The 20288-nt window shown below is 73.9% G+C and carries 18 protein-coding genes, 1 pseudogene and 1 riboswitch; of the genes and pseudogenes, 11 read left to right on the plus strand and 8 right to left on the minus strand.

What is annotated here, in order from left to right; translation table 11 throughout:
• Positions 1–27 precede the first annotated feature (27 nt).
• A complete protein-coding gene (locus ACTWM8_RS01925) occupies positions 28–294 on the minus strand; it encodes a BldC family transcriptional regulator (RefSeq protein WP_204925734.1) in 267 nt (88 codons plus the stop codon).
• A gap of 268 nt (positions 295–562) precedes the next feature.
• Here ACTWM8_RS01925 and ACTWM8_RS01930 point away from each other — a divergent pair, with 268 nt between their 5' ends.
• Genes ACTWM8_RS01930 through ACTWM8_RS01940 form a run of 3 tightly spaced genes read left to right on the plus strand, consistent with a single transcriptional unit; the run spans position 563 to position 3015 of the window.
• Positions 563–1021, plus strand: a complete 459-nt coding sequence (locus tag ACTWM8_RS01930; protein ID WP_357606926.1) for an Lrp/AsnC family transcriptional regulator — start codon at positions 563–565, stop codon at positions 1019–1021.
• Between the two features lie 46 nt (positions 1022–1067).
• Entirely contained in the window at positions 1068–1901 is an 834-nt protein-coding gene (locus ACTWM8_RS01935) for an SDR family NAD(P)-dependent oxidoreductase (protein WP_446212286.1), read from the plus strand.
• A gap of 22 nt (positions 1902–1923) precedes the next feature.
• On the plus strand, positions 1924–3015 hold the full coding sequence (locus ACTWM8_RS01940) for a PLP-dependent cysteine synthase family protein (RefSeq protein ID WP_446212287.1): 1092 nt from the start codon (positions 1924–1926) through the stop codon (positions 3013–3015).
• Positions 3016–3025: 10 nt separating this feature from the next.
• On the opposite strand, the gene ACTWM8_RS01945 is transcribed toward ACTWM8_RS01940, so the two are convergent.
• The 4 genes from ACTWM8_RS01945 to ACTWM8_RS01960 form a co-directional block, all read right to left on the minus strand.
• Positions 3026–3646: a putative glycolipid-binding domain-containing protein gene (locus ACTWM8_RS01945; protein ID WP_441143126.1), complete on the minus strand. Its 621-nt coding sequence runs from the start codon at positions 3644–3646 to the stop codon at positions 3026–3028.
• Between the two features lie 99 nt (positions 3647–3745).
• Positions 3746–5794 carry a DEAD/DEAH box helicase gene (locus tag ACTWM8_RS01950; protein ID WP_446212288.1) on the minus strand — a complete coding sequence of 683 codons (2049 nt, stop codon included), beginning with the start codon at positions 5792–5794 and terminating at the stop codon, positions 3746–3748.
• Between the two features lie 232 nt (positions 5795–6026).
• On the minus strand, positions 6027–7496 hold the full coding sequence (locus ACTWM8_RS01955) for a hypothetical protein (RefSeq protein ID WP_446212289.1): 1470 nt from the start codon (positions 7494–7496) through the stop codon (positions 6027–6029).
• Positions 7497–7633: 137 nt separating this feature from the next.
• On the minus strand, positions 7634–9199 hold the full coding sequence (locus tag ACTWM8_RS01960) for an NlpC/P60 family protein (RefSeq protein WP_446212290.1): 1566 nt from the start codon (positions 9197–9199) through the stop codon (positions 7634–7636).
• A 240-nt stretch (positions 9200–9439) separates the two neighbouring features.
• Between ACTWM8_RS01960 and mqnE the strand changes: the two genes are divergently transcribed.
• Genes mqnE through ACTWM8_RS01980 form a run of 4 tightly spaced genes read left to right on the plus strand, consistent with a single transcriptional unit; the run spans position 9440 to position 11912 of the window.
• On the plus strand, positions 9440–10609 hold the full coding sequence (gene mqnE / locus ACTWM8_RS01965) for an aminofutalosine synthase MqnE (RefSeq protein ID WP_446212291.1): 1170 nt from the start codon (positions 9440–9442) through the stop codon (positions 10607–10609).
• Positions 10610–10632: 23 nt separating this feature from the next.
• Entirely contained in the window at positions 10633–11055 is a 423-nt protein-coding gene (locus ACTWM8_RS01970; RefSeq protein WP_238450234.1) for a hypothetical protein, read from the plus strand.
• 43 nt (positions 11056–11098) lie between these two features.
• On the plus strand, positions 11099–11395 hold the full coding sequence (locus ACTWM8_RS01975) for a DUF4229 domain-containing protein (protein ID WP_446212292.1): 297 nt from the start codon (positions 11099–11101) through the stop codon (positions 11393–11395).
• 49 nt (positions 11396–11444) lie between these two features.
• Complete coding sequence (locus ACTWM8_RS01980) at positions 11445–11912, plus strand: hypothetical protein (protein WP_446212293.1); 468 nt, start codon at positions 11445–11447, stop codon at positions 11910–11912.
• Positions 11913–11988: 76 nt separating this feature from the next.
• Here ACTWM8_RS01980 and ACTWM8_RS01985 read toward each other — a convergent pair whose 3' ends face one another.
• Entirely contained in the window at positions 11989–13329 is a 1341-nt protein-coding gene (locus ACTWM8_RS01985; protein ID WP_446212294.1) for a peptidase C39 family protein, read from the minus strand.
• 204 nt (positions 13330–13533) lie between these two features.
• Here ACTWM8_RS01985 and ACTWM8_RS01990 point away from each other — a divergent pair.
• The 4 genes and pseudogenes from ACTWM8_RS01990 (at position 13534) to ACTWM8_RS02005 (ending at position 18619) form a co-directional block, all read left to right on the plus strand.
• Positions 13534–15391 (plus strand): annotated as a pseudogene (locus tag ACTWM8_RS01990) (M14 family metallopeptidase).
• Between the two features lie 108 nt (positions 15392–15499).
• Positions 15500–15563, plus strand: a riboswitch (cobalamin riboswitch).
• A 110-nt stretch (positions 15564–15673) separates the two neighbouring features.
• Positions 15674–16612 (plus strand): ABC transporter substrate-binding protein, encoded by a 939-nt coding sequence (locus ACTWM8_RS01995; RefSeq protein WP_446212295.1) that lies wholly within the window; start codon positions 15674–15676, stop codon positions 16610–16612.
• A 205-nt stretch (positions 16613–16817) separates the two neighbouring features.
• Positions 16818–17846, plus strand: a complete 1029-nt coding sequence (locus ACTWM8_RS02000; protein ID WP_211364517.1) for a FecCD family ABC transporter permease — start codon at positions 16818–16820, stop codon at positions 17844–17846.
• Positions 17843–18619 (plus strand): ABC transporter ATP-binding protein, encoded by a 777-nt coding sequence (locus ACTWM8_RS02005; protein WP_446212296.1) that lies wholly within the window; start codon positions 17843–17845, stop codon positions 18617–18619. The genes ACTWM8_RS02000 and ACTWM8_RS02005 overlap by 4 nt, the downstream gene beginning before the upstream one ends.
• A 65-nt stretch (positions 18620–18684) precedes the next feature.
• Here the strand turns inward: ACTWM8_RS02005 and ACTWM8_RS02010 are convergent, their stop codons facing one another.
• A complete protein-coding gene (locus ACTWM8_RS02010) occupies positions 18685–19446 on the minus strand; it encodes a VOC family protein (protein ID WP_446212297.1) in 762 nt (253 codons plus the stop codon).
• A 96-nt stretch (positions 19447–19542) separates the two neighbouring features.
• Positions 19543–20280 (minus strand): ABC transporter permease, encoded by a 738-nt coding sequence (locus tag ACTWM8_RS02015; RefSeq protein WP_446212298.1) that lies wholly within the window; start codon positions 20278–20280, stop codon positions 19543–19545.
• Positions 20281–20288: the final 8 nt, after the last annotated feature.

Here is a 20288-nt window from a genome sequence, read left to right on the forward strand (position 1 = left end):
GCCGGCCCGCGATCCGTCTCGCACCATTCAGTACATCCCGGCGTTGGCCGGCCCCGGTCCGGTCGAGGCGGCGGGGCCGACATTGCGCGGCTTGCCGATGTCCTCCGCCTCGTCCAGCATGCCCTCCCCTTCCAGCAGGGCCCGCACCTCGGATTCCCGAAACCGGCGATGCCCGCCTGGAGTCCGGATGCTGCCGATCCGGCCGGCCGCCGCCCAACGCGTCACTGTCTTCGGGTCAACCCGAAACAACGCGGCAACCTCACCCGGTGTCAGCAGGCGATCTCCAGTGTCCACAGCCCCCTCCTCGCGTCGACGAAGCCCCCGGCTGAACACACTGCCCCCGGCCGGTGCGAGCCCAGAGCCGTCATGAGGGACGTATGGCAATTACAGCACCAGCGACCTGGCCTGTCCGCCAAACGCGAAAAACGCACTGAGTGGGAAGTTAGGAAATATTACCCGGGTCCGCCCTCCATCACACTGAGTCCGTAAATAGTTACGTGTTGTCATGTTCAACGGATGCCGGGCATCGGGCGTTACGCCCGGGAAGCTAAGGTCACCCTTCGTGGACGCCATCGACCTGAGCCTCGTCGACCTGCTGCGCGGCAACGCCCGACTGTCGTACGCCGAACTCGCCCGGCAGGTCGGCCTGTCCGCCCCGGCCGTGCACGAGCGGGTCGGCAAGCTGGAGTCCGGCGGCGTGATCCGGGCGTACCGGGCGGAGGTGGAGCCGGAGGCGGTCGGGCTCGGCGTGACCGCGCTGATCGGCATCGTCGAGGACTCCGGCGGGGACACCGACGACGTGCTGGAGGCGTTCCGCCAGATGCCCGAGATCGAGTCCTGCTACTTCATGGCCGGCGTCGAGTCCTTCCTGCTGAAGGCGCGGGTCGGCACGATCGCCGAGCTGGAGGCGCTGATCGTGCGGCTCAACCGCACCCCGGGCGTGGCGTCCACCCGCACCGGCATCGCCCTGTCGACCAAGTGGGAGAACCGCCCGCAGCCGCTCGGGACGCCCGGAAGCTGACCGTCCGGCTCTGGCGTCGCCCGCCCGGCGGCGATACCTTGCGCCGATGACGACCCCCGTACGCGGCGCCGCCGTGGTCACCGGTGCGGCCGGTGGGCTGGGCCGGGCCATCGCCGCCGCGCTGCACGCCGACGGCTGGGCGGTACTCCTGACCGACCTGGACGCCGGCGCGGTCGCCACCGCCGCCGCGCCGCTCGGTGGCTGGTCCCGGGCGCTGGACGTGCGCGACGAGGCGGCCTGCGCCGAGGTCGCCGCCGAGGCGGCCGGCGGGACGGCCGGCGGGCTCGGGCTCTGGGTCAACAACGCCGGCATCCTGGTCACCGGGCCGTCCTGGGAGCACGACGCGGCGACCCGGCGACGGGTGGTCGAGGTGAACGCGCTCGGCGCGATGACCGGCACCCTGGCCGCGCTGGCCGTGATGCGCGCGCAGGGGCACGGGCACGTGCTCAACGTCGTCTCCCTCGCCGGGCTGATCGCCGCGCCCGGCGAGACCGTCTACGCGGCCAGCAAGCACGCGCTGCTGGCGTTCAGCCTCGGCACCCTGGCCGACCTGCGGATGGCCGGCCTGACCGACGTACACGTGTCGTGCCTGTGCCCGGACGGGATCTGGACGCCGATGCTGCACGACCGGCTCGACGACCCGGGGGCGCTGGCCTCCTTCACCGGGACGATGCTGACCCCGCAGCGGGTCGCGGCGCGGGCCGCCCGGCTGGCCCGCCACCCCCGCCCGGTGGTCAGCCTGCCGCGCTGGCGCGGCGCGCAGGTACGGCTGCTGGACGCGCTGCCGCGGCTGGCGCTCGCGCTGACCCCGGTGGTCCGGGCCGTCGGGCGGGCCGGGCAGCGCCGGCAGCGGCACCGGGTCGGGCCGGACGGGAGCTGAGCTCACTTGTAACGTTGCCGGCGTGACTCATCTCGACCGGTGCGACGAGGCCAGCCGGACGTGGGTGACCGAGGCGATCGCCGCGGTCGAGGCGGACGCCAACCGTTCCGCCGACACCCACCTGCTGCCCTTTCCGCTGCCCCGGGCCTGGGGGATCGACCTCTATCTCAAGGACGAGTCGGTCCACCCCACCGGCTCGCTCAAGCACCGGCTGGCCCGCTCGCTCTTCCTCTACGGGCTCTGCAACGGCTGGATCGGCCCGGAGACCACCATCATCGAGGCGTCCTCCGGCTCCACGGCGGTCTCCGAGGCGTACTTCGCCCGGATGCTGGAGCTGCCGTTCGTGGCGGTGATGCCCGCCTCCACCTCGCCCGAGAAGATCGCCCAGATCGAGTTCCACGGCGGGCGTTGCCACCTGGTCGAGGACCCGGCCAAGGTGGTGATCGAGGCGCGCTGGCTGGCCGAGGACAGTGGCGGGCACTTCATGGACCAGTTCACCTACGCCGAGCGGGCCACCGACTGGCGGGGCAACAACAACATCGCCGAGTCGATCTACGCGCAGCTCTCGCTGGAGCGGCACCCGATCCCGGCCTGGGTCGTGGTGGGCGCCGGCACCGGCGGCACCAGCGCCACCATCGGCCGGTACGCCCGCTACCGGCGGCTGCCCACCAAGCTCTGCGTGGTCGACCCGGAGAACTCGGCGTTCTACCCGGCCTGGCAGGCCGCCGACTGGTCGGTACGCACCGGTCGCGGCTCGCGGATCGAGGGGATCGGACGGCCGACCGTCGAGGCGTCCTTCCTGCCCTCGGTGGTGGACCGGATGACCCAGGTCCAGGACGCCGCCTCGCTGGCCGCCATGCGCGCCGGCTCGGCCGTGCTCGGCCGCCGGGTCGGCGGCTCCACCGGCACCAACCTGTGGGGTGCCTTCGGACTGATCGCCGAGATGCTCGCCGCCGGGCGGACCGGCTCGGTGGTCACCCTGATCTGCGACGCCGGCGACCGGTACGCCCGCACCTACTACGACGACGACTGGGTGGCCGCGCAGGGGCTGGACCTGGCCCCGCACCTGGCCACGATCGAACGGTTCCTCGACAGCGGCGCCTGGCCGGCCTGAACCGGCCGGCTCAGCGGGCGTCGACCCGCTCGGCCAGCCCGGGATAGTGCAGCACCAGGCCGTCGGCGTCGAGGGTCAGCTCGGCCCGGAAGCCGTCGCTGGCGAACCGGACCCGCCCCGGCCCGAGCGGGGTGTAGACCTGCTCGGCGGGGACCACCTCCAGGCTCGGCGCCAGCACCCACGCCACGGTGACCGTGTGCGGGAGGTCCGGCGTCGCCCCGGTCAGGCCGAGCCGCCGGACCGGCAGGGCGTTGAAGAGCGGCGACCCGCTCAGGTCGACGTCGAGGGCGTCGTACAGCCGGTCCGGGTCGTCGGCGCCCGGCAGCCCGGCCGGTGGCTGCCCGGCGGCCCGCAGCGCCGCGTCGAGGTCGCCCTGCTCGGCGGTGGTCACCCGCCAGCCGTCCGCGCCGCGCTCCAGCTTCACCCGCCGCGACCAGCCCGCCCCCTCGGCCGTCACCTCCAGCGACCTGGTGGCCCCGTCCGCGCCGGCGGTCAGCTGGTAGCGGCACGTCCAGGGGATGGGGTCCACGGCGACCTGGGTGCCGTGCGCGACGAACCCGGGGCCGTCGTCCAGGACGGCGTGCTCGGCACCGGCGATGTCCGTCCGGCTCCAGAAGAGTGACCTCGGCATGATTCGGACGTTACGCCAGCCGGCCGACACCGGCAGCGCATGCGGAAACGCCGCCGCGGAGCGCGAGCTCCGCGACGGCGTTCCGGATGGTCGGACGGATCAGTGGGTACGCGCCGGCGGCCGGCCGCCGAAGCCACGCCGGTCGTCGCGCGGCCGGTCGTCGCCTCGCACCTCGGGGCGGAACCCGCCCCGGCGCTCGGTGCCGCGCTGCTCGCCGCCGAAGCGCCGCTCGCCCTGCGGCCGGTCGCCGAAGCGCTCGCCGCGGTCGGCGTAGCGGTGCTCGCCGGCCGGCCGGTCGGTGCGCTCGCCGAAGCCGCGCTGGCCCCGGTCGCCGAACGAGCGGTCGCCGGCCGGCCGGTCGCTCCGGCCGTCGAAGCGTCGCTCGCCCCGGTCACCGAAGGAACGCTCGCCCGCCGGGCGGTCGCTCCGGCCGTCGAAGCGGCGCTCACCGAAGCGCTCGCCGCGCCCGTCGCGGTCGCCGTAGCGCCGCTCGCCCTGGGGGCGGTCGGTGTAACCCCGGTCGCCCCGGTCGCCGAAGGAACGCTCGCCGGCCGGACGGTCGGTGCGGTCGCCGAAGCCGCGCTGGCCACGGTCGCCGAAGGAACGCTCGCCGGCCGGACGGTCGGTGCGGCCGTCGAAGCCGCGCTGGCCACGGTCGCCGAAGGAACGCTCGCCGGCCGGGCGGTCGCTCCGGCCGTCGAAGCCGCGCTGGCCACGGTCGCCGAAGGAACGCTCGCCCGCTGGGCGGTCGAAGCGGCGCTCGCCGAAGCGCTCGCCGCGCCCGTCCCGGTCACCGAACCGGCGCTCGCCGGTCGGCCGGTCGCCGTAGCGCCGCTCGCCCCGGTCCGGGCGGTCGCCGTAGCGGCGCTGCCCGGCGGCGCGGCGCGGCTCCGGCTCCTCGCGGACCGGGACGCCGCTGGGCTCGCGGGCACCGGTCAGCTCGGCCAGGGCCGGGTCGCCGACGCGGACCCGGGTCTCGGCCGGCGCGACGCCGGCCTTCTCCATCATCGCCAGCGTGGTGCGGCGCTGCTTGGGCAGCACCAGGGTCGCTACCGCGCCGGACTCGCCGGCCCGGGCGGTACGGCCCGCGCGGTGCAGGTAGTCCTTCGGGTCCTTCGGCGGGTCGATGTGCAGCACCAGGGAGACCCCGTCGACGTGGATGCCCCGGGCGGCCACGTCCGTGGCGACCAGGACGTTCATCCGGCCCTCGCGGAACTCGGCCAGCGTCTTGGTACGCATCCGCTGGGTCTTGCCACCGTGCAGGCCACCGGCCCGTACGCCCACCGCGGCGAGCTGCTCGACCAGCCGGTCCACCCCGAGCTGGGTACGCGCGAAGAGCATGGTCCGGCCGTCGCGGGCCGCGATGGACGCCGCCACCGCGAACTTGTCGTGCGGCGGGATCAGCAGCATGTGGTGGTCCATGGTGGACACCGACGCGGTCGACGGGGCGGTCGAGTGGGTCACCGGGTCGGTCATGAACCGCTTGACCAGCGAGTCCACGTCACCGTCCAGAGTGGCCGAGAAGAGCAGCCGCTGGCCGCCCGCCGGCGTCTTCGCCAGCAGCTGGGTCACCTCGGGCAGGAAGCCCATGTCGGCCATCTGGTCGGCCTCGTCGAGGACGGTCACCTCGACGTCGTCCAGCTGGCACACGCCCCGGTTGATCAGGTCGCCGAGCCGGCCCGGGGTGGCCACGACGATCTCGACGCCACGGCGCAGCGCGTCGATCTGCCGGTCGTACGGCACGCCGCCGACGGCGGTCTTGAGGAAGATGCCGACGGCCTTGCCGAGCGGCATCAGGGCGTCGTTGACCTGCATGGCGAGTTCCCGGGTGGGGACCAGCACCAGGGCCCGGGGGTGCAGCGCACGGGCCCGGTTGCGGTCGGCGAGCCGGGCGATCAGCGGCAGCCCGAAGGCGAGGGTCTTGCCGGAGCCGGTCTGGCCCCGGCCGAGCACGTCCCGGCCGGCGAGCGCGTCGGGCATCGTGGCCCGCTGGATCTCGAACGGGGTGGTGATGCCCTGTCGGGCGAGCGCCTCGACCAGCGGCCGGGGCAGGCCGAGGTCGGCGAAGTCGACGTCGGCGGCGGGGGTGTCCCCGACGGTCGGGTCGAGGACGGACGGAGTGGTGCCGGGGTCAGCGAAGGTGGTCAAGAAATGCCTTTCGAGCGGGGCGCATCTTCGCGATGGCCCGCTGCGGCTGCACGCCGCCGAATCGCCCGCAAGATCGCCCATGGGCGCGCACCACGCGCGCCGGGTCAGTGATCTCCACAAGTGTACGGCGGCCCGGCGACGCCGCCAGTCGATCGCGAGGGGGTAGTGGGCGGGCTCACCCTCGCCCCGCGTACGCCCGCAACCCGGACGGCGTGGCCCGGACCGCCCACGTTCACTTGTTCAGGATGTTGCCCACCAGGCCGTCCATGGCGTCGTTGGCGAGCAGGACGACCAGCACGCTGATCGCCACCAGCAGCCCCAGCGAGGCGGCCAGGACGACCACCACGCGGGTGGTGCGGGACCGTTCGGCGGGCGTGTCGGCCCAGCCCTGGGCCAGGATGTGCCCGGTCAGCGAGCCGGAGTTCTCCAGCGGGTTGCCGGCCGGGAAGGAGACCGTGGCGAAGCCGGGCCCCTCGGTGCCGCCGTAGACGGTGCTGGCCAGGTCCGGGCCGCCCCGGTAGGGCGTACCGGGCCGGCCGAGGCCGCCGGCGGCCGGCGTACCCCAGGCGGGGCGCTCGACGGCCGGCGGGGCCGACGCCGGCCGGACCGGCGCCGCCGGCGGGGCCGCGACGGGCGCGGCGGCCCGGGCGGGTGGCGCGGAGACCTGGGCGGCGGCCCGGAACTGCGGCGCGGCGGCGGGCGGGGCGGAGACCGGCGTGCCCGCACCCGGCATGGCCGGCGGCGGCGGGAACGGCGGGGCCGGCATCGGGCCCGGCGGGGGCGGCGGCGGGGGCACCGCCGGCCCGGGCGGGGGTACCGGCGGGCCGGGCACGGGCGGAACCGGTCCGGGCGGGGTCGGGCGCGGACCGGGCGGGGTCGGGCGCGGCAGCGGGGGCACCGGCGGGGGGAACGGCCCGGGCGCCGGCGGCTCCGGGGTCGGCGTCGGTGCGGGCGGGGCGGGCGTGGGCGCGGGCTCCGGCCTGGGCGGCGGCTCCGGGGCCGGTGCGGGCTCCGGCTCGGGCGTCGGCGGGGTGGGCGGCTGGGCCGGCTCCGGGGGCTGGGCGGGCTCGGGCGGTTCCGGGTTGACCGGCGTCGACCGGTAGACCGTGGCGGCTCCGCCACCGGCCCGGGCGATCGCGTCGGCCGCACCGGCGGTGGCCTCCTCGGCCGAGATTCGGCTCAGCCCCGGGACGGAGGCGCTGGCCCGGGTGCCCGGCGTCGAGCCACTGCCGCGCTGCCCGGGTACCGGCGCGGCGCCCACCACGGGCGCGGAGCCGGTCGGGACGCGTGCCCAGCCGGAACCCTCGGCCCGGTCGACGGCGCTCTCCCCGCCGGCCGGGGCGCTCTCCGGCGCGCCGGCCCGGTAGGTGGTGCCGGCGGCGGGCGGCCCCGGCAGGTGGCCGTCCTGCGGTGGCGCGGTCACGGTGGCGACGCTGGCCCGGGCGCGGGCGGGCACGGCGGACGGCGACGGCTGGGACACGGCCGGCGGCGCGTCCGCGCTTCCTCCCGAGCGGTCCGCTGCCGACCCGGCGTCGGACGCGGCCGGCGGGGCATCCGGGGCGGCGTCGGGCGCGGTCGACGCGACGTCCGCCTGCGGCCCGTCTACCTCGGAGCGTCCGGTCGGGGCGGGGCCGGTCGGGGCGGCCGGTTCGGGCACGGATCCGCGGTCGACGGTCTCCGCCGGAATCTGTCGCTCGCCCATGCTCGCCCTCCGCGCCGCGCTCGCACCCGCACCCGTGACACCGGGTGCGGATGTGCCTGGATGTCACGGTGCCACATTCCTCCCCGCCGGCACAGCCGGAGCGCCTACCGGGCGGGTGTCGGCGGGATCGCGCCGGGTCAGGCGCCGGTGCTCGCCGAGGCCGAGGCCGAGGTCGACGCCGGGGCGCTGCTCTCCGGGGCCAGGCTGCTCGGCGCGGTGCTCGGCTCCGCGCTGCTGGTCGTCGGGCTCGGCGCGCCCGAGTCCGCGTCCGACGGGGTTGGCGACGGCGACGGGCTCTGCGACGGCGACGGCGACGCCGGCGGCGTGGTGGGCGTGGTCGGCGGCCGGGTGGGCACCTTCGTGGAGGTGGGCTTCGGCGCCGGGGTGGTCGGCTTCGGCGACGTCGACCCTGTCGGCCGGGGGGCCGGCGTGGTGGGCGTGACGGGCGGCGGCGCCGGGGTGGCCGGCGCGGGTACCGCCCCGACGACCCGGGTGGCGGCGTACAGGCCGGACCACCGGACCGTGGAGATCTTGACGACGTCGCCGGTGGACGGTGCCTGCACCATCTTGCCGCCGCCGATGTACATGCCGACGTGGTGGATGGTCGTCCAGCTGCTGCCCGAGGCGAAGAAGAGCAGGTCGCCGGGGAGCAGGGCACTGCGGTCCACCGAGCGGGCCCGGGTGGCGTAGTACTGGTCCCGGGAGACGCGGGGCAGGTCGTAGTAGCCGGCCGAGCGGTACGCCGCCCACATCAGACCGGAGCAGTCGAACCGGTCCGGCCCCTCGGCCGACCAGAGGTACGGGTCGCCGAGCTGCGCCAGCGCGTACCGGACGGCGGCGAGGGCCTGCGGGCTGGCGATCAGGCCGGTGGTGCTCTGCCCCTCGACGTACGCGGCACCGAGCTTCTGCTCGGCGGCCTCCTGCTGCCGTTCCAGCTCGATCAGCTGGGCCTGGTTGTCCGCGCGGAGCTTGACCAGCTTCCGCTCGTTCTCCCGCAGCGCCTTCTCCACCGCGGTGAACTGCTCCTCCGCCCGGCGGACCCGGTCCTGCGCGGAGGCGACCGCCTGGGTGGCGACCTGCTCGCCGGTGCGGGTGCGGGACAGCTCGCCGGCGGCGGCGGTGGTGGTGCCCTCGGACTGCTCGCCGCGGGAGATCCGCGACAGGCGGCTCAGCCCCTCGAGGTCCTCGGCGATCCCGCCGGGCGGCAGGGCGGCGGCGGCCTTGAAGGCGTCGGCGGCCACGGAGTCGGCGCGCTGCTGGGCGGCGGCCAGGGCGTCGCGGGCCCGGGCCAGCTCACTCTCGGCGGCGGTGAGCTGCGTGCGGGCGTCGTCGCGCTGCTGGCGGAGCCCGAGCAGCTGGTCGCCGAGCTGGCCGTTCTGCGTCTCGAGGGCGGTGATCTGGGCCAGCAGCGGGCTGGCGACGAGCCCGCCGACCGGCAGGGTCGGCCCACCGGTGGGCAGGCCGGTCACGCCGCCGGACAGGCCCGGGGCGGCACCGGGCAGGCGCAGGCCGCCGGTGGCCACCGGGCGGGAGCCGGTGTCGGGGACGGCGTTGGGCAGCGCCGGCTCGGCGTACGCGGGGGTGGCCAGGGCCATCGCGGCGACCGCGCCGAGCAGGGCCGACCAGAGCGCGGGACGCAGCACCGGCGAGATCACCGGGCTCCTGCGTCGTCGCTGCCGTCGCCCGTGCCCGCTGTCGACCATTCCGCTCCCCGTCCGGCGCGCTCGTGCCGCGCACGGTGGGCGCGGCGACCGGGACGCTACCAGTGTGTGTCGCGCCCCACCCTGTCTTACCGCACCGAGGCAGGTATGTCGATGCGTCACCCGGTCACGGGTACCTGAGAGTCCGGTGAAGTACGTCGCTGGCGGTGCCCGTGCTGCCGGCCCGTCGGGGGCCCGACGTAGGCTCGACCGGGACCACAGGTGGAAGGGACGTGGCTTTCGATGGACGCCGGACTCAAGCGCGAGCTCGAAGCGAAGGTGTACGCCGGTGAGCGGCTGACCCGGGAGGACGGGATCGCGCTCTACGACAGCGACGACCTGGCCTGGCTGGGGCGGTTGGCCCACCACCGCCGTACCGAGCTCAACGGCGACCGGGTGATGTTCAACGTCAACCGGCACCTCAACCTGACCAACGTCTGCTCCGCCTCCTGCGCGTACTGCTCGTTCCAGCGCAAGCCGGGCGAGAAGGACGCGTACACGATGCGCATCGACGAGGCCGTACGCAAGGCCAAGGAGATGGAGGACGAGCAGCTCACCGAGCTGCACATCGTCAACGGCCTGCACCCCACCCTGCCGTGGCGCTACTACCCGAAGGTGCTGCGCGAGCTGAAGGCGGCGCTGCCGAACGTCAAGCTCAAGTGCTTCACCGCCACCGAGGTGCAGTGGTTCGAGAAGATCAGCGGGCTGAGCGCCGACGAGATCCTCGACGAGCTGATGGACGCCGGCCTGGAGTCGCTGACCGGCGGCGGCGCCGAGATCTTCGACTGGGAGGTCCGGCAGCACATCGTCGACCACGAGTGCCACTGGGAGGACTGGTCGCGGATCCACCGACTGGCCCACTCGAAGGGCATGAAGACCCCGTCGACGATGCTCTACGGCCACATCGAGGAGCCCCGGCACCGGGTCGACCACGTGCTGCGGCTGCGCGAGCTGCAGGACGAGACGGGCGGCTTCGCGGTCTTCATCCCGCTGCGCTACCAGCACGACTTCGTCGACTCCGCGGACGGCAAGATCCGTAACCGGATCCAGGCGCAGACCACGATGGCGTCGCCGGCCGAGTCGCTGAAGACCTTCGCGGTCTCCCGGCTGCTCTTCGACAACATCCCGCACCTCAAGAACTTCTGGGTGATGCACGGTCTCTCGGTCGCGCAGCTCTCGCTGAACTTCGGGGTGGACGACCTGGACGGCTCGGTCGTGGAATACAAGATCACGCACGACGCCGACTCGTACGGCACCCCGAACACGATGCACCGGGACGACCTGCTGCACCTGATCTGGGACGCCGGCTTCCAGCCCGTCGAGCGGGACACCCGCTACAACGTGGTCCGGGAGTACGACAAGGCCCCGTCGCTGGCCGAGCGGCGTTCCGAGCCCCAGCAGGTCTGGGCCTGATCCGGCCGTATCCTCGTAGCACCATGACCGAGCAGCGGAGCGGATTCCCCCGGCGGGACGCCGAGGGGCGCGTCCTCACCCTGGGCGACCTGCTCGGGGTCAGCCTCGCCGGGTGGGTCATCGGGATGCTGGCGCTGGTGCTGTTCGACTGGGCCTTCGCGTCGATCGGGGCGGGGGAGTTCGGGCGCACCAACGGCTGGCTGGCGGTGATCCTGCCGGCGTGGCTGTACTGGGACGACTTCCGGGCCTGGGAGTTCGGCGCGGCCCGGGTGGTGGCGGCGCTGGTCGCCGCCGTGGTCGCGGTGGTCGGCGGGCTGCTGGTCGCCGGGGTGGCGGCCGGCCTGGCGCCGCTGCTCACCGGCGGCCTGGCCGCCCTCGCGTTCACCCTGGTGTACGCGGTGCTCTGGTTCCATGGCGTGCACTGGCTGGCCCGACGCACGGGCTGAACCCGGCCCGGGTCACCCCGGCGGCGGAGAACGGAGTGGGAACGTGAGCGCGGCCGTCAAGTACACGCTGGGCCGGATCGGGCTGTTCGTGGTGATCGTGCTGGCCCTCTGGCCGGTCGACATGAACATCTTCCTCAAGCTGATGCTGGCGCTGGCGTTCTCCGCCGCCGCCTCGTTCTTCCTGCTGCGCGGCTGGCGGGACGAGATGGCCGAGGAGATGGCCGTCGCGGCCGAGCGGCGGCGCGCCGAGAAGGAGCGGCTCCGGTCGGCGCTGGCCGGCGACGACCAGCCCGACCAGCCCGACCAGCCCGACCAGCCCGACCAGCACCGCGAGGGTTAGGTAGCGCCGGGGCAGCGGAATCGGAAGCGCCCCGCTAGGGTCTGCCGCCATGGAAAAGATCAACGGGTGGCGGACGAAGGTTTTCGTCTGGATCGGGCTGCCGGTCATCGCCGGCATCGGGCTGATGCTGGGCGCCAGCGACCTCGTGCCGGCCTGGCAGGCCAAGGGCGGCAGCGGTACGGCGGGAACCTTCACGGCCGTGAACGAGGAATGCGGACGGCGTAACTGCGAGTGGCACGGGGACTTCGTGGCCACGGACGGCGGTGCCCGGCGCACCGACGTCATCCTCTACGACGCGCCCGACGGGCTGGCCCAGGGCGACCCGGCCCCGGCGCGCGACACGGGTGCCCGCAAGGGCGTCTTCTCCACCACGGGCGGGTCCACCTGGCTGCTGGTCACCGGGTTGACCCTGGCCGGTGTGGTCGCCGCGGTGGCCTGGGTGATCATCATCGTCCGCACGGTCCGTCGGCGGAAGCAGGCGGCCGAGACGCCCGCGCCGTTCGCCCCGTCCCACTGAGGACAGACGACCCGACCCGCGAATTCGACCGAAGGGCCCGGCACGGAACTCCGTGCCGGGCCCGTCGCGTCGGTCCCTACCAGTTGGTGGAGCCCGGCACCGTCGGCCAGGGCCGGTGGGCCGGCTTGATCAGGTACGCGATGCCGCCGGAGCCGCCGGCCACCGTGCCGTTGGCCCGGTACCGCTTGGTGCGCAGCCAGATCTGCTCGAACTGCTCGCGCTTGTAGACGTTGCGCACCTCGGCGTTGGACGAGGAGGCCGGGTCGTTGACGATCACGTCACCGTCGGCGGTGAAGCCGACGACCACGAACAGGTGGCCGGAGGTGCCGTAGTTGGAACCGTCCAGTTCGGTGCCGAGGAAGGACTGCGAGGTGATGACGGGGATGCCCGCGGCGATGAAGCGCTCCACCTCGTCCAGCGAGTGCAGCCGGGTCACCCGGGCGTCGATGCCGGGGAAGCTGGCCGCGTACGCGGTGTTGAACGGCCAGTTGCCGGCGCCTTCGTACTCGTAGTCCCAGGTCATCCGGGCGGCGTGGGCGACCTGCGGGTCGGTGTAGCCGGGGGTGACCCAGGACAGGTCCTCGGCCGACGGGCCGCGGCCGTAGTACTCCAGCACCATGGTGGTCGAGGTGGGGCTGCACCAGACCTGCCCGCCGCCGCCCCACTCGGGGTAGTTGCCCCGGTGGATCATCTGCGACCGGGCCGGCACGGGGAGCTCGGTGCCCCAGGCGATGCCGCCCTTGCTGGGGGCGACGGTGAACCGGTCCGGCACGTTCGAACTCATCGCGCCGAGCATCCGGACCCGGGGGGAGGCCGCCTGGCCGGGCGCGCGGTAGAGGTTGAGCCGCAGCTGGTACGACCGCAGCAGCACCCCCGCCTTCGCGTCGTCGATGGAGAACGTGTCGGTCCAGATGGTCGACCAGGGGTCGCCCTGACCGTCCAGGGTGGCCCGCTTGATGTCCTGGTCGCCGGAGGCCCAGCGGCCCATCACGTACCAGGGGGTCGCGGCGCCGGTGTTGTAGGTGCCCTGGAGTTCGACCTGGATCCAGGTGCCCGCCGGGGTCTCCGCGTTCCAGGAGGCCACCAGTTCGGTGGCGTCGAAGCCGATCTGGGTCTGCGGTGAGGTCCAGGTGGCGTACTCCCAGGTGCGGGTGGCGCCACCGTGCGGGTCGGTGAAGGTGGTGGTCCCGGCGGGACGGTCGATGGTGATCCCGGTGCGGTGGCCCGGGATGGCGTACGTGCCCTGGTGGCTGCCGGAGCGCCAGTCGGGGTGGCTGGACCATTCCTGGAAGGTGATCTGCTCGTCGTGCGCGACGACGGGCAGGTTGTTGTCGGCCTGGGCCGGAACGGCGGTGCCGAGGAGGGTGAGCGCGGCGACGCCGGCGAGGGCGACGGCGCGCAGGGATGTGCTGGCCATGGCAACTCCGCGAGGTGAGGAACCTTTGCCGTTCACTGTCCCGCTCGGAGGGAAGTTCCGCCAGATGTCGAGGCATGGAAAATTATTGCCAGCAGGAGGATCTGGCTGAGATGGACCATGAAAGTGATGAATGTTGATATGACCATGTGACTCCTGGTGAAGTGTGCGGACAACGGGATCTCCCGTACCCCGAGGAGGTTGTCCATGGCCCTCCGCACGTCCCCACTCCGCCGCCGGCTGGCGCTGGCCGTCGCCGTCGGGCTCGGCCTCGTCACCGTCGCCGCCGGGCCGGTCTCCGCCCGTCCCGCCCCGGACCCGGAACCGGCCGCCGCCGGCTACCGGGTGCTCGGACCACGCACCCTGGCCGACCGGAACGCCGTCGCCCGCACCGGCGCGGCGATCGACTACTCCGAGCACGGCATCCTGCAACGTCTCCGCCACCCGGGCCGAGGCGGCGGCGATCACCCGGCTCGGCTTCCGGCTGGAGTCCGAGCCCGCGCCGGCCCCCGCCGACGAGGCCGGCACCCTCGCCTTCCCGCCGGCCGACTCCAACTACCACGACTACGCGGAGCTGACCGCCGTCGTGAACCAGGCGGTCGCGGACCACCCGGCCATCGCCCGCAAGATCAGCATCGGTACGTCGTACGAGGGCCGCGACCTGATGGCGGTGAAGATCTCCGACAACGTCGGCACCGACGAGAACGAACCGGAGATCCTCTTCAACGCCCAGCAGCACGCCCGGGAGCACCTGACCGTCGAGATGGCGATCTACCTGCTCAACCTCTTCACCGACAGCTACGGCAGCGACTCCCGGATCACCAACATCGTCAACTCCCGGGAGATCTGGATCGTCCCGACGGTCAACCCCGACGGCAGCGAGTACGACATCGCCACCGGCTCGTACCGCTCCTGGCGGAAGAACCGGCAGCCCAACAGCGGCTCCACCGCCGTCGGCACCGACCTGAACCGGAACTGGTCGTACCAGTGGGGCTGCTGCGGCGGCTCGTCCGGCACCACCTCGTCGGAGACGTACCGCGGCCCGTCCGCCTTCTCCGCCCCGGAGACCCAGGCGCTGCGCAACTTCGTCAACAGCCGGGTGGTCGGCGGGACGCAGCAGATCAAGGCCAACATCGACTTCCACACCTACTCGCAGCTGGTGCTCTGGCCGTTCGGCTACACCACCGCGAACACCCCCACCGGGATGAGCGCCGACCAGTACAGCACCTTCGCCACCATCGGCCAGCAGATGGCGAACACCAACGGCTACACCCCGGAGCAGTCCAGCGACCTCTACATCGCCGACGGCACCAGCATCGACTGGATGTGGGCCGCCCACGGCATCTGGGCGTACACCTTCGAGATGTACCCGGGCTCGGCCACCGGCGGCGGCTTCTACCCGCCGGACGAGGTGATCCCCGCGCAGACCTCCCGCAACCGGGAGGCGGTGCTGCTGCTCTCCGAGTACGCCGACTGCCCGTACCGGGCGATCGGCAAGCAGTCCCAGTACTGCGGCGGCGGTGGCAGCACCACGGTCTGGTCGGACACCTTCGAGACGGCCACCGGCTGGACCACCAACCCGGCCGGCACGGACACCGCCACCACCGGGGCCTGGGAGCGGGGCGCCGCTCAGGCGACCAACTCCTCCGGGGCCAAGCAGCTCGTCCCGTACGCCGGCGCCAACGACCTGGTCACCGGCCGGCTCGCCGGCACCGCGGCGGGTGACCACGACGTCGACGGCGGGGTGACCAGCGCCCGTTCCCCGGCGGTGACCCTGCCGGCCACCGGCACGCTCACCCTCTCGCTGGCCTGGTACCTGGCGCACGGGTCGAACGCCTCGTCGGCGGACTACCTGCGGGTCAGCGTGGTCCACAACGGCGGCACCACCACCCTGCTCAACCAGGCGGGCGGGGCCACCGACCGGGACGCCGCCTGGGCGGTGGCGAACCTCAACCTGACGCCGTACGCCGGGCAGTCGGTGCGGATCGTGGTGGAGGCGGCGGACGCCTCCGGCGCGAGCCTGGTCGAGGCGGCTGTGGACAACGTCACCATCACCAGCTCCTGATAGCCGGGTGGGGTCCCGTTCCACCCCCGACGGGGCCCCACCCGCCCCTCCCGTCCGGACGGTCTCCGCTGGTCGTGCGCTACCGTGGCTCCGACCAACCGCAGCGAAGCCGGTGCGAAACCGGCGCTGTCCCGCAACTGTGATGCCCCGCCCCGCGCGGGGACGAGCCAGGTCGCCTGCGTCGGTGGTCGCGACACGCGCCTTCGAGGAAGGGCGCCTCGCGGACGGGTACGCAGGTTCCTGTCGGCGAAGCACCACGCTCCTCGACCGACAGGAGGACAGATGTCCGGACGTACCCCCCGGCTGCTCGCCGCGACCCTCGCGGTGGCCGCACTGACCCTCGGCGCCTGCGCCGAGAAGACCTCGAACGACACCCCCGCCGCCGGCAGCAGCAGCGCGGCGGCCACCTTTCCCGTCACGGTCGGCAAGCTGACGCTGGAGAAGCGCCCCGAGAAGATCGTCTCGCTGTCGCCGAGCGTGACCGAGATGCTCTTCGCCATCGGCGCCGGCAAGCAGGTCACCGCCGTCGACGACAACTCGAACTACCCGCCGGAGGCGCCGAAGAGCGACCTGTCCGGCTTCCAGCCCAACGCCGAGGCGATCGCGGCCAAGACGCCCGACCTGGTGGTGCTCTCCAACGACACCAACAAGATCGTCGACCAGCTCACCACGCTGAAGATCCCGGTGCTGCTCACCCCGGCGGCGGCCACCCTGGACGACTCCTACCGGCAGATCACCGACCTGGGCGCGCTGACCGGTCACCCGGCCGAGGCCGCCGACGTCACCAAGCGGATGAAGGACGACATCGCCAAGCTGGTCAAGGACCTGCCGCAGCGGTCGGAGAAGCTGACCTACTACCACGAGCTGGGCCCGGAGCTCTACACCGCGACCAGCAAGACCTTCATCGGCTCGATCTACGCCCTCGCCGGCCTGGAGAACATCGCCGACGCCTCGGACGCCGACGGGAAGAACGGCGGCTACCCGCAGCTCTCCCAGGAAGTGATCGTCAAGGCCGACCCGGACTTCGTCTTCCTGGCCGACACCAAGTGCTGCCAGCAGACCCCGGAGACGGTCAAGGCCCGCAGCGGCTGGGCCGGCATCGCTGCCGTCAAGAACAGCCAGGTGGTCGTCCTCGACGACGACATCGCCTCGCGCTGGGGTCCGCGGGTGGTCGACCAGCTCCGTACGGTCGTCGACGCGGTCGCCAAGGTGCCGGCGTGACCGTTCCCCGCCGGTGACCGTGCGACCCACGCGATCCCGATCGGCCGGGACGCCCGACGCGTCCCGGCCGACCGGCGTGCCCGCCTCCCGCGAACCCGCCGGCCCCGCGTCGGACGGCCCGGCCTCGGCGTCGGATCCCGGCCGTCCGTCGGTCGCGCCGCCGGTCCCCGGACCGGCGACCTCCGGTACGGCCAGGCCGGCCGGGCTGCGCCGGCGCTGGCTGGCTGCCGGGCTGGTCGCGGTGCTGGTCGCCGTGGTCGCCGGGGTGTCGCTCGGCCCGGTCAGCCTGCCGCCCGGCAGCGTCGCCGCCGAACTGCTCAACCTGCTGCCCGGGGTGCACCTGGACAGCGGCCTGACCGCCGGTGAGATCGCCATCGTCACCGAGCTGCGGCTGCCCCGGGTGGTGCTCGGCCTGCTGGTCGGCGCGCTGCTCGCGCTGGCCGGCGGCGCGTACCAGGGGGTGTTCCGCAACCCGCTGGCGGATCCGTACCTGCTGGGCGTGGCGGCCGGCGCCGGGCTGGCGGTCACCGCGGTGATCTCCCTCGGCGCGGCTGGTGCGGCGCTGACCGGGCTGTCGCTGACCGTGCCGCTGGCCGCGTTCGTCGGCTCGCTCGGCGCGGTGGCGATGACGTACGTGCTCGGGGTGGCCGGCGCGCGCGGCCGGTCCCCGGCGACGCTGATCCTGGCCGGGGTGGCGGTCTCGGCGTTCCTCTCGGCGGGGCAGACGTACCTGCTGCAACGGCACTCGGACAGCATCCAGCTGGTCTACTCCTGGCTGCTCGGCCGGCTCGCCACCGCCGGCTGGCACGACGTGCTGCTGGTCCTGCCGTACTTCGCGCTCACCGCGGTCGTGGTACTGCTGCACCGCCGCGAGCTGGACGTGCTGTCGCTCGGCGACGACGAGGCGGCCAGTCTCGGGCTGCACCCGCAGCGCTCCCGCTACCTGCTGATCGCCGCCGCCTCGCTCGGCACCGCGGCGGCGGTCTCCGCCTCCGGGCTGATCGGCTTCGTCGGGATCATCGTCCCGCACACCGTGCGGCTGCTCGCCGGGTCCAGCTACCGCGTCATCCTGCCGCTGTCGATGCTCTTCGGCGGCGCGTTCCTGGCGCTGACCGACGTGGTGGCCCGCACCGTCGCCGCCCCGGCCGAGATCCCGATCGGCGTGGTCACCGCGCTGCTCGGCGGCCCGTTCTTCGTCCTGGTGCTGCGCACCTCCCGGCGGGTGCTGTCATGACGCCCGCCGTCGAGGTGCGCGACCTGCACGTGCGGCTGGGCGGTGCGCCCATCCTCGCCGGGGTCGACCTGACCGTCGCGGCCGGCGAGTGGGTCACCGTGATCGGCCCGAACGGCGCCGGCAAGTCGACCCTGCTGCGCGCCGTCGGCGGCCTGCTGCCCGCGCCGCACGCCGTCTCCCTCTTCGGTACGCCGCTGCGCGCGCTGCGCCCCCGGGAACGGGCCCGGGTGGTGGCCACCGTCGCCCAGTCCCCGGCGGTGCCGGCCGGGATGTCGGTGCTCGACTACGTCCTGCTCGGCCGCACCCCGTACATCCCGCCGCTGGGGCGGGAGTCCGCCGCCGACCTGGCCGCCGTGTGGGAGGTGCTGGACCGGCTGGACCTGGCCGCGTTCCACGGCCGGGAGCTGGCCACCCTCTCCGGTGGCGAGCGGCAGCGGGTCTTCCTGGCCCGGGCGCTCGCCCAGGGCGCCACCCTGCTGCTGCTGGACGAGCCGACCAGCGCACTGGACATCGGCCACCAGCAGGAGGTGCTGGAGCTGGTCGACCAGTTGCGGCGGGCGCACGGGCTGACCGTGTTCGCCACCATGCACGACCTCTCCGTCGCCGGCGAGTACGCCGACCGGCTGGTGCTGCTCGCCGACGGTCGGGTGGTCGCCGCCGGCCCGCCCCGCGAGGTGCTCACCCAGGAACTCCTCGCCACGTACTACCGCGCCCACGTGCGCGTCATCGACGGCGACCACGGCCCGCTGGTGGTGCCGATCCGCCCCCACTGACCCCGCGCCGCCGCGGGACGGTCTCGGGACCGCCGACCGGGCGCGCCGGATCGCCGACGACGGGGTCAGGGGAGGGTGATGACGGAGAAGAGGGCGCCCTGCGGGTCGCGGAGGGCGGCCAGGCGGCCCTGGGGGATGTCCCGGGGCGGGACGAGGATGGTGCCGCCGATCGCGGCGGCCCGGGCGGCGGTCGCGTCGGTGTCCGCCACCGCGAAGTAGACCGACCAGTAGGCCGGCAGGTCGGCGGGGAAGTCGTCGCCGAGTGGCGGCATCATGCCGGCCACGATCCGCGCCCCGCACCGCCAGCCGGTGTAGGGGACCGGGTCCATCGGCTCGTCCTCCGGGTGCCAGCCGAAGACCAGCTCGTAGAAGGCCTTCGCACCCTCCGGGTCCGGGGTGACCAGCTCGTTCCAGCACATCGCGCCGGGGACGTTGAAGAGTTCCGCACCCCTCATCGCCATCGGCTGCCAGACGCTGAACACCGCGCCGGCCGGGTCCGCGAAGACTCCCATCCGGCCCTGGTCGAAGACGTCGAACGGGGCGACCAGCACCTGCCCGCCCGCCGACTCGACGCGGGTTGCGGCCAGGTCGGCGTCGTCGGTGGCCACGTACGTGGACCAGATCGGCACCTGGTCGGGGGTGGCCGGCGGTCCCGCGCCCGCCACCGCCCGGCCGTCCTTGAGGAAAACCGTGTAGCCGCCCGCCTCCGGCTGCGGCGAGACCCGGCCGGTCCAGCCGAACAGCTCGGGGTAGAAGCGCTTCGCGTCCGCCAGGTCGGGGGTGGCCAGGTCGGCCCAGCAGGGCGTGCCGGGCTCGACGCCGCTCACGATGGCCCCTTTCCGCCGGTGGCGGCCGTCGACGGCACGCCCTGCCGGCATCCTGGCACCGTCCCGCCGTCGGGTGCGGGGGAAACGGACGAAAGGTCAGCCGTACCGGCGACCCTCGTCCCGCCGGTACGCCCAACCGGCGAGCGCCGCCAGCGCCACCACCCAGACGCCCAGCGAGACCAGCGCCCGTGGGTCCGGCGACCAGTCGGTGACCGCCGCCCACATCAGCTCCACCGCACCCCGGGTGGGCAGGTACGGGGCGATCGCCCGGATGAAGCCGGGCGCGGTGTCGGGGCCGGAGAGCAGCCCGCCGCCGAAGGCCAGCGGGAAGAAGACCACCTGCGCGACCACGATCGCCGCCTTGCTCGGCAGCGCGTACCCGATGGCCAGGCCCATCAGCGTGAACGGCACCGAGATCACGGCCACCGTGGCGGCGCCGAGCAGGAACTCCACCGCACCGACCCGGGCCGAGGTGGCCACCGCCGCGATCACCACCACCGGCAGCATGGACAGGTACGTCAGCACCAGGCCGGCCAGCACCCGCCCGGCGAAGCGCGCCGCCGGACCGGTCGGCAGCGTCCGGGTGTACGGGTTCCACGGCAGCGCGCGGTCCTCGGAGACCCCGACGCCGTACTGGAAGATGTTGGCGGTGAGCACCGAGAAGGTGACCATCGCGGTGGTGGCGTAGGTGGCGGCGGTCGGGTCGTCCCCGGTGAACGGCACCACGAAGAAGAGCATCGAGGCGGCGGGGAAGAACGCGCTGCCCACCACCGCGACCGGGATCCGCATGATCTCCAGCAGTTGGTAGCGGGCGTGGACCAGGGCGAGCTGCACGGGTGCCC

Source organism: Micromonospora sp. IBSANI012, from assembly GCF_052814045.1.